Genomic DNA, 11381 nt, shown 5'->3' with positions numbered 1-11381 from the left:
AGATCGTCGCACTGGGTGGAGGACACGGGCTGTACGCCTCGCTGTCGGCGTTGCGGAGGGTCACCTCCCGGCTGACGGCGGTGGTCACCGTCGCCGACGACGGAGGGTCGAGCGGCCGTCTCCGTCGTGAGCTCGGCGTGCTCCCCCCGGGAGACCTGAGGATGGCCCTGGCCGCCCTGTGCGGTGACGACGAGTGGGGGCGCACCTGGAGCGAGGTCGTCCAGCACCGCTTCCGCAGCGAGGGCGACCTGCACGGCCACGCGATCGGCAACCTGCTGATCGTGGCGCTGTGGGAGCGGCTCGGCGACACGGTCTCCGGGCTCGACTGGCTGGGGCGGCTGCTCGGCGCGCACGGGCGGGTGCTGCCGATGTCCTCGGTGCCGCTCGACATCGCCGCCGAGGTCGAGCTGGACGGTGAGGTGAGCACGGTGCGCGGCCAGGTGGCCTGCGCCCTCACGCCCGGCAGGGTCCGGGCCATCTCGCTGCTTCCCGAGGATCCGCCGGCGTGCCCCGAGGCCGTCCAGGCGGTCCTCGACGCCGACTGGGTGGTGTTCGGCCCCGGATCCTGGTTCACCAGCGTGCTGCCCCACCTGAAGGTGCCCGAGCTGGCCGAGGCGCTGCACACCACCCGCGCGCGCCGCCTGGTCGCGCTGAACCTCGCCCCGCAGCCGGGGGAGACCGACGGCTTCTCCCCCCAGAAGCACCTGGAGGTGCTGCGCCAGCACGCGCCCTCCCTGGAGATCGACGTCGTCATCGCCGACACCGGGGTGATCGAGGACCGCGACGAGCTGGAGAAGGCCGCGGCCGACCTCGGCGGGCGGCTGGTCCTCGCCTCCGTGGCGGACGAGGACGGCTCCCCGCGACACGATGCACAACGTCTTGCCTCCGTCCTGGACGAGATTTTCCGTGAGAAGCGTTGATCCTGGTCAGCGGTGCTCAGGAGTGCGAGAAACTTCTGTGAGCCCGATTTATCTCGGGCCGCATGGGGTCTGTATGGGGGAGGACGAACGCGCATGGCGATGACAGGTGTGGTCAAGGACGAGCTGAGCAGGCTGCCGGTCCTGAAGCCTTGCTGCCGTAAGGCCGAGGTGTCGACGCTGCTGCGGTTCGCGAGCGGGTTGCATCTGGTGAGCGGCCGGATCGTGATCGAGGCCGAGCTTGACACCAATGTCACCGCCCGGCGGCTGATCAAGGACATCGGTGAGGTCTTCGGGCACAAGGCGGAGGTGCTCGTCCTGGCCCCCGCCGGACTGCGCAAGGGCTCGCGTTACCTCGTGCGGGTCTACCGCGACGGGGAGGCGCTCGCCCGCCAGACCGGTCTGATCGACAACCACGGGCGCCCGGTCCGCGGCCTGCCCCGCCAGGTCGTCGCGGGGGCGACCTGCGACGCCGAGGCGGCCTGGCGGGGGGCGTTCCTGGCGCACGGTTCGCTCACCGAGCCGGGGCGCTCGATGTCGCTGGAGGTCACCTGTCCCGGGCCGGAGGCGGCGCTCGCGCTGGTCGGGTCCGCGCGGCGGTTGAAGATCCACGCCAAGGCCCGCGAGGTGCGCGGCGTCGACCGGGTGGTGGTCCGTGACGGCGACGCCATCGGCGCGCTGCTGACCAGGCTGGGCGCCCACGACAGCGTGCTGGCCTGGGAGGAGCGGCGGATGCGCCGCGAGGTCCGTGCGACGGCCAACCGGCTGGCCAACTTCGACGACGCCAACCTGCGCCGTTCGGCCCGCGCCGCGGTCGCCGCGGGGGCCAGGGTCCAGCGGGCCCTGGAGATCCTCGGGGAGGAGGCCCCCGAGCACCTGGTGATCGCCGGCCGCCTGCGGGTGGAGCACAAGCAGGCCTCCCTGGAGGAGCTCGGTCAGCTCGCGGATCCGCCCCTGACCAAGGACGCCATCGCCGGCCGCATCCGCCGCCTGCTGGCCATGGCCGACAAGCGCGCCCAGGACATCGGCATCCCCAACACCGAGGCCAATCTCACCGTCGACATGCTGGCCCCGTAGGTCCCTCTCCGGATCGGGCCGCGGAAGGGCCCGCCGCTCACGGCTGCTTCTTGGGCTCGAAGTAGTTCACCCGGCCGGCCTCGTCCGGCTGCGGGACGGACGAGGCGTCGTGGGCCGCGCGGGCGGCCTTGACGCGCCTGTTCACGAAGCTGAAGCTCGCGTAGGCGGCGACCACCCAGAACAGCAGCGCCATGGGGGCGCTCCTGATCGCGTCCGGGAAGGCGTCGAGGACCCGGACGACGGCGGAGCCGTAGTCCTCGCCGGACAGCCGCACCCAGGCGATGACGGCCCCGGCGATCTGGCCGAGGGCGGCGCCGGCGAGGGAGAAGAAGGCGGCCAGCGGCGGCAGTACCGGGCTGGTCGGCCTGACCGCGATCATGGCGAGGCCGACGAGGAGACCGACGCCGACGGCGGCGAATCCGATCTCGTACCCGCTGAAGGCGATGAGCGCGCCGTAGGCCGCGGCACCGGCGACGGTGGCCAGGAGACCGGCGACAATGCCTGGTAGGAGCCCGTTCGCCAGGTGCGGATCGTTGTCTGTCATGGCAGTTCCTCTTGGGGTTGGAGGTATTTACGGTGACGAGTCGGGCACTTTACTTGAATGGTGCGATACCTGTTCGTGGGTTAACGAATAACGGAGCACCCCCTCAAGTGGTCTAGGCCAATTTGGGTCCGATAAGGTTCGTGGTTGAGGTTTCAGCCCGCCCCAAGTCGCCGATCCGAGAGACCGGCGCACCGACGTACGAGGAGATCGGCACCGTGACCATCCGCGTAGGCGTCAACGGATTTGGCCGCATCGGCCGCAACTTCTGGCGCGCGGTCGCTGCCAGCGGCAAGGACATCGAGATCGTCGCGGTCAACGACCTGACCGACAACGCCACGCTCGCCCACCTGCTGAAGTACGACAGCATCCTCGGCCGCCTGCCGTACGAGGTGAAGAGCACCGCCGACGAGATCATCGTGGACGGCAAGACGATCAAGGCGTTCGCCGAGCGCGACCCCGCCAAGCTGCCCTGGGGCGACCTGGGCGTGGACGTCGTCGTCGAGTCGACCGGCTTCTTCACCGACGCCAACAAGGCCCGCGTGCACGCCGAGAACGGCGCCAAGAAGGTCATCATCTCGGCCCCGGCCAAGAACGAGGACGTCACCGTCGTGATGGGCGTCAACCACGACAAGTACGACCCGGCCAGCCACACGGTCATCTCCAACGCCTCCTGCACCACCAACTGCCTGGCGCCGATGGCCAAGGTCCTCAACGACACCTTCGGTATCGAGAAGGGTCTGATGACCACGATCCACGCCTACACGCAGGACCAGAACCTGCAGGACGCCCCGCACAGCGACCTGCGCCGCGCCCGCGCCGCCGCGATCAACATCGTGCCGACCTCGACCGGCGCCGCCAAGGCCATCGGCCTGGTGCTGCCCGAGCTCAAGGGCAAGCTCGACGGCTTCGCGCTGCGCGTGCCGATCCCCACGGGCTCGGCCACCGACCTCACCGTCGAGGTCGGCCGCGAGACCACCGTCGAGGAGGTCAACGCCGCGCTCAAGGCCGCGGCCGAGGGCGAGCTCAAGGGCTACCTCACCTACAGCGAGGACCCGATCGTCTCCTCCGACATCGTCACCGACCCGTCGTCCTGCATCTTCGACGCGCCCCTCACCAAGGTGATCGGCAACCAGGTCAAGGTCGTCGGCTGGTACGACAACGAGTGGGGTTACTCCAACCGTCTCGTCGACCTCATCGAGCTGGTCGGCGCCGACCTCTGATGAAGGACATCTCCGAGTTCGACGTGGACGGTCGGCGTGTCCTGGTGCGCGCCGACCTCAACGTCCCCCTGGAGGGGGACGTCATCACCGACGACGGCCGCATCCGCGCCTCGGTGCCGACGATCAAGGAGCTCGCGGGCCGGGGTGCCCGCGTGGTCGTCGTCGCGCACCTGGGACGCCCCAAGGGCAAGCCGAACCCGGAATACTCCCTGGCCCCGGTCGCCAAGCGGCTGGGTGAGCTCCTGGGCGCCGACGTCGCCTTCGCGACCGACGTGGTCGGCACCTCCGCCCAGGAGGTCGTGGAGGCCCTCCAGGACGGCCAGGTGGCCCTCCTGGAGAACCTGCGCTTCGAGCCGGGCGAGGAGTCCAAGGACGACGAGGAGCGGGCCGCCTTCGCCGCCAGGCTCGCCGCCTTCGCCGACGTCTACGTGGGCGACGGCTTCGGCGCGGTGCACCGCAAGCACGCCAGCGTCTACGACGTGCCCGGCCTGCTGCCGCACGCCGCGGGCCGGCTGGTCCTGGCCGAGGTCGAGGTGCTCAGGAAGCTGACCGACGACACCGAGCGGCCGTACGTCGTGGTGCTCGGCGGTGCCAAGGTCTCCGACAAGCTCGGCGTCATCGGCAACCTGCTCACCAAGGTCGACCGGCTCCTCATCGGCGGCGGCATGGCCTACACCTTCCTGAAGGCCCAGGGCTACGAGGTCGGCAGGTCGCTGCTCCAGGAGGACCAGCTCGACAAGGTGCGCGGTTTCCTCGACGAGGCGGGCAAGCGCGACGTGGAGATCGTCCTCCCGGTCGACGTCCTGGCGGCCGTCGAGTTCGCCGAGGACGCCGAGTACGAGGTGGTCGACGCCACCGCGATCCCGGCCGACCGCGAGGGGCTCGACATCGGCCCGCGCACCCGGGAGCTGTTCGCGGGCAAGCTGGCCGACGCCAGGACGGTGTTCTGGAACGGCCCGATGGGCGTCTTCGAGTTCGAGGCCTTCTCCGGCGGAACTCGCGCGGTCGCCGAGGCGTTGATCGCCTCTGAGGCCTTCACCGTCGTCGGCGGTGGAGACTCGGCCGCCGCCGTGCGCAGGCTCGGCCTGGCCGAGGACGGGTTCTCGCACATCTCCACCGGTGGCGGGGCCAGCCTCGAATACCTGGAGGGCAAGACCCTCCCCGGACTCGTGGCGCTGGAGCGGTAGAAGTGAACCCACGCGGTGAGCGGAGTGGCCGGTCGACGACCGAAGCCGTCCGCGCAGTGAACAAGGAGTGGTGAGCGAACGATGAGCACACCTCGCAAGCCGCTCATGGCAGGCAACTGGAAGATGAACCTCAACCACCTCGAGGCCATCGCGCACACCCAGAAGCTCGCCTTCGCGCTGAACGACAAGGACTTCGACCGGGTCGAGGTGGCCGTGCTGCCGCCGTTCACCGACCTGCGCAGCGTGCAGACCCTGGTCGACGGCGACAAGCTGCGGATCGTCTACGGCGCGCAGGACCTGTCCGAGCACGACGGAGGCGCCTACACCGGCGAGATCTCCGGGACCATGCTCGCCAAGATCGGCTGCACCTTCGTGCTCGCCGGGCACTCCGAGCGCCGCCAGTACCACCGCGAGGACGACGACGTCGTCAACGCCAAGGTGCAGGCGGCCTACCGGCACTCGCTCACCCCCATCCTGTGCGTGGGGGAGGGCCTGGAGGTCCGCAGGGCCGGTGGCCAGGTGGCCCACAGCGTCGCCCAGCTCGACGGCGGGCTCCGCAAGGTCACCGCCGAGCAGGCCGCCTCCGTCGTGCTCGCCTACGAGCCGGTGTGGGCGATCGGCACCGGCGAGGTGGCCACCCCGGACGACGCGCAGGAGGTCTGCGGGGCACTCCGGTCACGACTCGCCGAGCTGTACGACGCCGAAGTGGCCGCCGGTGTCCGTATCCTTTACGGTGGGTCGGTCAAGTCTGACAACATCGCCGGCATCATGGCCCAGCCTGATGTCGACGGTGCCCTGATCGGTGGCGCGAGCCTCGACCTCGGGGAGTTCGTCAAGATTTGCCGTTTTGGCGAATTGTCGAGCTGACTGAGTCATTCGGTGGGTACGACTTGACAGCACGTCATACCCTCTTAGAGCAAGTTTGAATCGTCACGCCTTCGGCGTACATCACGGGTCGTGCCCGGACGCGGGTCACGCGCACATAGGGAACAGGTCAACGGTGACAATCGGAATCTCCATCGCCCTCATCCTGTCGAGCTTGCTGATGATGCTGCTCGTCCTGCTCCACAAGGGCAAGGGCGGTGGTCTCTCGGATCTGTTCGGTGGCGGTTTCTCGTCGTCGTTCGGAGGCTCCTCCGTGGTGGAGCGCAACCTCGACAGGCTCACCGTCATCACCGGTGTCGTCTGGTTCGTCTGCATCATCGCGCTGGGCCTGCTTCTGCGGCCCTGACCCGGCTTCAACAGGCGTGACAGTGGTTCAGTCCCCGCATCCCCAAGCGTCGGGGCCATCGAGCAAGGAGTTCATCCGTGGGTAGTGGCAACGCGATCCGTGGCAGCCGTGTCGGTGCCGGCCCGATGGGGGAGGCGGAGCGCGGCGAGGCGGCCCCCCGTGTGCGGGTGCCTTTCTGGTGCGCGAACATGCATGAGACGCGCCCCAGTTTCGCCAGCGACGCGGCCGTTCCCGAGTTCTGGGACTGCCCCCGGTGTGGCCTCCCCGCCGGTCAGGACGAGGCCAACCCGCCCGCGCCGCCGCGCAACGAGCCTTACAAGACGCACCTCGCGTACGTGAAGGAACGCCGCAGCGACAAGGACGGCGCGCAGATCCTGGCCGAGGCCCTGGAGCGGCTGCGCTCCTCCTCGCGCCCGATCTACTAGCCGGGTCCTCGCCCGTACGGTCCGGCGGCACCGGCACGCACGCCTGAAAGGCCCCCGTGGGAGATCCTCACGGGGGTCTTTCGCGTGCCGTGGCCGCGACTCGTCGGGAGCCCGCGGGGCGGGGCCGGGCGCTCCCGGGGCGGCCTCCGCCGCGCGCCGCGCCTTGACTAGGGCCTGTTGGGTAGGTCGGGCCTGTGCGGCATGTCTGACCTGTTGGACGTGTCGCCCATGTGGGACATGCCTCTCCTTTGCGACATGTTAGTCATTTTCTTGGAGGCCATCGCCGCGGCTCCCAGGCCGAGCAGCAGGATGACGATGCCGGTGATGACGTTGTTCCAAATGCTCCCCCTCGTCGCCGAGCCGGTGATCCAGGGAGCCAGGATGGTCCAGATCCCGATGACCGGCGCGACCCAGCTGATCCCGTACGTCCGGCCGTAGGCGGACGCGAAGGCGAGGGCCAGGGCGGCGACCGCGATGCCGGTGACGAGGTTGCTCACGGTGAGTCTGGACAGGCCGTTGAAGCCGACCACCCAGGGTGAGATCGCCAGATACAGGCCCGCCAGGAGGCTCAGGCCCTCGATGACCTGGGCTATCGAGCTGGAGCCTGCTCGTTCGTACCTTTCCCGCATCTCGATGAGATCGGGGTGGTGTTCCAGACTTGTGGGTCTCGTCATGCCCCATTCCCCCTTACCGGTCTCCCGTAGTTTCGATGTCCCGCCAAAGCGTATTTATAGTGATATACCCGGCATAAGCTCCAAAGAGCCCAAAACAGGACAAGATTGTCTAATGACATCGCCGGGAGACGGAATCCGGCGGTCGGCTCCGGTGAGCCCGCCACGTCGTGACCCCTCGCGGTGCGGGCGATGGAGGAGGAGAACCCGTCGTGAACCGGCACGGTCGCCACGATGGCGCCACGGGTGGCGCGGGACGTCCTGGGTACGAGACGGGTCACACCCTCTCGCGCGAACACGAGAGCCGAGGGGAGCGAGGTTGCCCGGAGGTGACCTTATGGACGAGAAGACGGGAACGCACGACCACCCGAAGAGCGCGCTGAATCTGCGGCTCTTCCTGGCGGTCTTCGGCCTGGTGGTGTGCACGGCTCTGGCCCTCCTGTCGGCGTGGGCCGGGATCACCGCGCTCGCCGTGGCCCTGGCCGTGCCGGCGGTCGTCGCCGTGGTGGACATCGTGGTGGTCGGGATCCGGATCGCCCGCAGACGCCGGCGCGGTGAGCGGCACACCCTTTTCGAGTAGGAGACCGCGCGCACGGGCTGTGTTCGTGGCCGGCGGCTCGTCTCGCCGGTCTGCGCGGCCGATCGCGCCGTCCCCGGGGCGGACGTGGCGGTCGCGGGCCGGGGAGTCGTCCTGATCATCCGCACGAGGTATCAGGAAGATCCGTAATATATGGGGCTTCCTGATGCTTATGTGACGTGGGGGTCACCAGTGACGGCAAGCACGAACGGGGTCACGCGACGGCGGTTCCTCCAGGCGGGCGTCGGAGCCGTGCCCGCGCTCGCCCTGGGCGCGGGGCCCGCGCGGGCGGCGGCGAGGGAGCCGCTCGTCAGCGGGGTCGTTCCCGCGGCGCTGAAGGGCTTCGACGACGTGATGAAGAAGTACATCACGGAGCGCGAGATCGGCTGCGCGCAGCTCGCGGTCGCGCGGAAGGGCAGGATCCTGCTGGCGCGCGGGTACGGGACGTACTCGGTGCGCAACGCCCAGAACGTGCCGATCCTCGCGCGCGTGCAGCCGACCTCGCTGTTCCGCGTCGCCAGCCTGAGCAAGCACATCACCTGCGCCGCGATCATGCGGCTGGTCCAGGACGGCAGGCTCAGCCTCTCGGCTCCGGTCACCACGCTGCTCGGGCTCTCGGCGGCGGCGGACCCCAGGCTGGCCAAGGTGACCGTGCTGAGGCTCATGCAGCACCTGGGCGGCTGGGACACCGCGGTCTCCAAGGACCGGCTCTGGCTGGACCACACGATCTCCGCCGCGCTCGACGTGCCGCTGCCGATCGGCCACGCCGACATCATCCGCTACTCCACGGCCCGCCCCCTCGACTTCGACCCCGGTTCCAAGATGGTCTACTGCAACTACGGCTACGCGCTGCTCGGGCGGATCATCGAGAAGGTCTCCGGCACGAGCTACGAGTCGTACGTCAAGCAGAGACTCCTCGCGCCCGCCGGGGTCACCAGGATGCGGCTCGGCCGCAGCCTGCGGGCGGAGTCGCCGACGGGCGAGGTCAACTACGTCTCGAAGTACACCAACAAATCCGTGGTGGACGGCTCCGGCACCGTCGTGCCGTACCCCTACGGCGGTTTCAACATGCCCAACCAGGACGCCAACGGCGGCTGGACCGCCTCGGCGGTCGACATGGTGAAGTTAGCGATGGTCTTCGACGCCGCCGGTCCGGTCCTGAACGCCACCTCGATCGCGAAGCTGTTCGCGAAGCCGGAGACCGGCGTCAACTCCGGCGGGTCCTGGTACGGCGGCGGCTGGTGGGTCCGGACCTCGGGCAGCGGCATCAACACCTGGCACTCGGGCTCGATGCCCGGCACGTTCACCTATCTGGCCCGGCTGAGCGGCGGGATCTCCTACTGCGCCACGTTCAACCGCCGCGAGGAGGAGGGGTCGCCCGACTTCGACGTGATCGACCCGCTCCTCAGCCAGACGGCGCGCGCGGTGACCTCCTGGCCGACGGCCGACCTCACCTCGAGGTATTTCTGAACCCGGGTCTCGAGGCCCTCCCGGAGCTCCCCGCGGTGAGAGACCCGGATCCCCTTTCCGGTCTCTCACCACGGAGGCTCTGCTCCGGTGCCGCATCGGTGAGAGGCCCCCTCTCACCTCGACCGGTCGTCCAGGGCATAGGAGAGGTAGCGGTCGGCGGAGCGGCGGACGGCCTCGGCGCCGTCGGTGTGCACGATCCGCTTCCACCAGCCGCCGTAGACGCGTTCGAAGGAGTACGGCTCCAGCAGCGACAGGGCGCGGCGGATCGTGCCGGGCCGCTCGGGGATGAGGTTGGGGTAGCTGTACATGAAGCCGACCCAGCGGCGGTCCTGGACCACCTGGAGGATGTCGCCGGAGAACAGGGCTCCCCGGCCCTCCTCGCCGTCGCGCCAGTGCATGACCTGGCCACCGTCGAAGTGGACGCCCGCGTTGATCAGCGTCAGCCCCTCGCGTATCTCGTGGGTGTCGCCCTCCCAGAACACGACGGAGTCGTCGGGGCGGCCAACCCAGTCGCGGTCGGCCGCGTGGATGTGGATCGGCGCGTCGAAGGCGTGCGCCCACTCCACCATCGAGCCGTAGAAGTGCGGATGGCTGATCGCGATGGCGTCGATCCCGCCGAGCTCGGTGACCTGCCTGACCAGCTCGTCGTCGAGGTGGGTGACCATGTCCCACAGCACGTTGCCGCCGGGCGTGCGGACCAGCAGCGCCCGCTGCCCGATGGCCGTGGCGGGGTCGGTGCCGACCCCGACCACCCCGGTGCCCTCCTCGGCGACCAGTGACCGGTGTCCGGTCGCGCGCAGCTCGTTCAGGGAGGTCCAGCGCTGCCCCTCCCAGCCGACGTACTGCCGCTCGTCCTCGCAGATCGGGCAGTTCTCCCGGGGGGCGGCGTACTGGACCCCGCAGGTGACGCAGATGGGCAGGTCGTTCACGAAGGCTCCTCGGGTCGCGGTTCGTCCTCACCATAGGATCGCCGCGCCCGCCGCGCCCGCCGCGCCCGCCGGGGGTGGCGAGGGCCGTACGGACGGCGGGGCCGGTCGCGGACGTGGCCGGTCGGCGCGCCCGGGGGCCGCGATGAACGCCCATTTAATTTCCTATTCTTTGTAGTGATATATCGGGCGATACGCGGCCTTTCCAGCCTGCAAAAGAAATGTATCAGCCGTCTTGACGGCGCACGTTTGACGCAATAATAATCAACCGTAGGTGCCGCTGATCAGGGGAAACTCGATGCTCACGGAAATGGCATGAACCGTGGGCTTCCCCCCCTGCGTTCATTATTCATCGCTGGCAATACCGGCGGCGACAAGCCGTCGTCGAATTCAAATCGGCCGTCATTCTTCGCGGCCATCGGCGAGAAAGTGGTGTCACGGTGGTGGAACTCCTGCAACGCGACCTCATCGAGCGCAAGTACGACGTGTGCTTCGGACACGGCGACCAGAACGACGACGGCATCCTGGAGATGGCCGACTGCATCGCGCTCGGCGCGCGCGTCATCGCCTACCTCGAGGAGCCCTTCGACTCGCCCAAGGCCCTTGAGCTGCTCCGCAGCTTCGGCCAGTTCTGGCAGCATCTCACCGGCAAGCTCGACGCCGACCACGACGGCAAGATCACCCCGGAGGAGTTCAGGGAGGGCATGCGGCAGGCCTGGATCGACGATCCCAGCGGCTTCGAGACGGCGTTCCGGCCGGCCGCGCAGGCCCTGTGGAACCTCTGCGACAAGAACGACAACGGCACGGTCGGAGCGGAGGAGTTCGCCAGGTTCCACAAGGCGTTCGGCACGTCCGAGGAGAACAGCCGCATCTCCTTCGCGAGGCTCGACGTGAACGGAAACGGAAATCTCTCGGTCGACGAACTCGTCATCGCGTGGAAGGAGTTCTACACGAGCCTCGACCCCGACGCCCCGGGAAACTGGCTTTTCGGTGATATCTGGGAGAAGGACATCTGGGACGGCAACCGGGTGAAGCTCTGACCTGTTGACGGTTCTTTAACGGCCCTATGACGGTCCGTCCGGGTTTGACGAACCGTTGACGTCGAAAAGGCTCCTGGCGTGATTCTCCGGCCACGC

At 68.8% G+C, this 11381-nt stretch carries 13 protein-coding genes; 10 read left to right on the top strand and 3 right to left on the bottom strand.

The genetic code is table 11. The features are described 5' to 3' along the window. The first annotated feature begins 2 nt into the window (after nucleotides 1-2). Complete coding sequence (locus ACVCAG_RS24860) at nucleotides 3-920, top strand: uridine diphosphate-N-acetylglucosamine-binding protein YvcK (RefSeq protein ID WP_440085041.1); 918 nt, start codon at nucleotides 3-5, stop codon at nucleotides 918-920. 93 nt (nucleotides 921-1013) lie between these two features. Beyond that, nucleotides 1014-1994, top strand: coding sequence for a DNA-binding protein WhiA (gene whiA / locus ACVCAG_RS24855; RefSeq protein WP_329079024.1), 981 nt, complete (start codon nucleotides 1014-1016; stop codon nucleotides 1992-1994). A gap of 37 nt (nucleotides 1995-2031) precedes the next feature. Here whiA and ACVCAG_RS24850 read toward each other — a convergent pair whose 3' ends face one another. Continuing rightward, nucleotides 2032-2538 (bottom strand): hypothetical protein, encoded by a 507-nt coding sequence (locus ACVCAG_RS24850; RefSeq protein ID WP_440085015.1) that lies wholly within the window; start codon nucleotides 2536-2538, stop codon nucleotides 2032-2034. Between the two features lie 215 nt (nucleotides 2539-2753). On the opposite strand from ACVCAG_RS24850, the gene gap reads away from it, so the two are divergent. The 5 genes from gap (at nucleotide 2754) to ACVCAG_RS24825 (ending at nucleotide 6601) form a co-directional block, all read left to right on the top strand. Then, nucleotides 2754-3758: a type I glyceraldehyde-3-phosphate dehydrogenase gene (gene gap, locus ACVCAG_RS24845; RefSeq protein ID WP_362685673.1), complete on the top strand. Its 1005-nt coding sequence runs from the start codon at nucleotides 2754-2756 to the stop codon at nucleotides 3756-3758. Next, on the top strand, nucleotides 3758-4945 hold the full coding sequence (locus ACVCAG_RS24840) for a phosphoglycerate kinase (RefSeq protein WP_447190356.1): 1188 nt from the start codon (nucleotides 3758-3760) through the stop codon (nucleotides 4943-4945). Before gap ends, ACVCAG_RS24840 begins: the two co-directional genes overlap by 1 nt. Before the next feature lie 81 nt (nucleotides 4946-5026). Then, the gene (gene tpiA / locus ACVCAG_RS24835; RefSeq protein ID WP_447190355.1) at nucleotides 5027-5812 is read left to right on the top strand and encodes a triose-phosphate isomerase; all 786 of its coding nucleotides are present in this window, start codon (nucleotides 5027-5029) and stop codon (nucleotides 5810-5812) included. Nucleotides 5813-5945: 133 nt separating this feature from the next. Further along, nucleotides 5946-6176, top strand: coding sequence for a preprotein translocase subunit SecG (gene secG / locus ACVCAG_RS24830; protein WP_030905020.1), 231 nt, complete (start codon nucleotides 5946-5948; stop codon nucleotides 6174-6176). A 77-nt stretch (nucleotides 6177-6253) separates the two neighbouring features. Next, nucleotides 6254-6601 (top strand): RNA polymerase-binding protein RbpA, encoded by a 348-nt coding sequence (locus ACVCAG_RS24825; RefSeq protein ID WP_012892502.1) that lies wholly within the window; start codon nucleotides 6254-6256, stop codon nucleotides 6599-6601. Between the two features lie 167 nt (nucleotides 6602-6768). Here the strand turns inward: ACVCAG_RS24825 and ACVCAG_RS24820 are convergent, their stop codons facing one another. Beyond that, on the bottom strand, nucleotides 6769-7275 hold the full coding sequence (locus ACVCAG_RS24820; RefSeq protein ID WP_440066013.1) for an SPW repeat protein: 507 nt from the start codon (nucleotides 7273-7275) through the stop codon (nucleotides 6769-6771). Nucleotides 7276-7609: 334 nt separating this feature from the next. Between ACVCAG_RS24820 and ACVCAG_RS24815 the strand changes: the two genes are divergently transcribed. Continuing rightward, nucleotides 7610-7852 carry a DUF6343 family protein gene (locus ACVCAG_RS24815; protein WP_440066014.1) on the top strand — a complete coding sequence of 81 codons (243 nt, stop codon included), beginning with the start codon at nucleotides 7610-7612 and terminating at the stop codon, nucleotides 7850-7852. A gap of 189 nt (nucleotides 7853-8041) precedes the next feature. Continuing rightward, nucleotides 8042-9319: a serine hydrolase domain-containing protein gene (locus ACVCAG_RS24810; protein ID WP_447190354.1), complete on the top strand. Its 1278-nt coding sequence runs from the start codon at nucleotides 8042-8044 to the stop codon at nucleotides 9317-9319. A gap of 113 nt (nucleotides 9320-9432) precedes the next feature. Here ACVCAG_RS24810 and ACVCAG_RS24805 read toward each other — a convergent pair whose 3' ends face one another. Further along, nucleotides 9433-10248 (bottom strand): hypothetical protein, encoded by an 816-nt coding sequence (locus ACVCAG_RS24805; protein WP_440085011.1) that lies wholly within the window; start codon nucleotides 10246-10248, stop codon nucleotides 9433-9435. 440 nt (nucleotides 10249-10688) lie between these two features. Between ACVCAG_RS24805 and ACVCAG_RS24800 the strand changes: the two genes are divergently transcribed. Beyond that, nucleotides 10689-11285 (top strand): EF-hand domain-containing protein, encoded by a 597-nt coding sequence (locus ACVCAG_RS24800; RefSeq protein ID WP_440085010.1) that lies wholly within the window; start codon nucleotides 10689-10691, stop codon nucleotides 11283-11285. Nucleotides 11286-11381 lie beyond the last annotated feature (96 nt).

The sequence above is a fragment of the Streptosporangium sp. G12 genome, from assembly GCF_052983175.1.
Note: the sequence above shows the minus strand (reverse complement) of the source record. Positions and strands in the feature narration are given on the sequence as shown.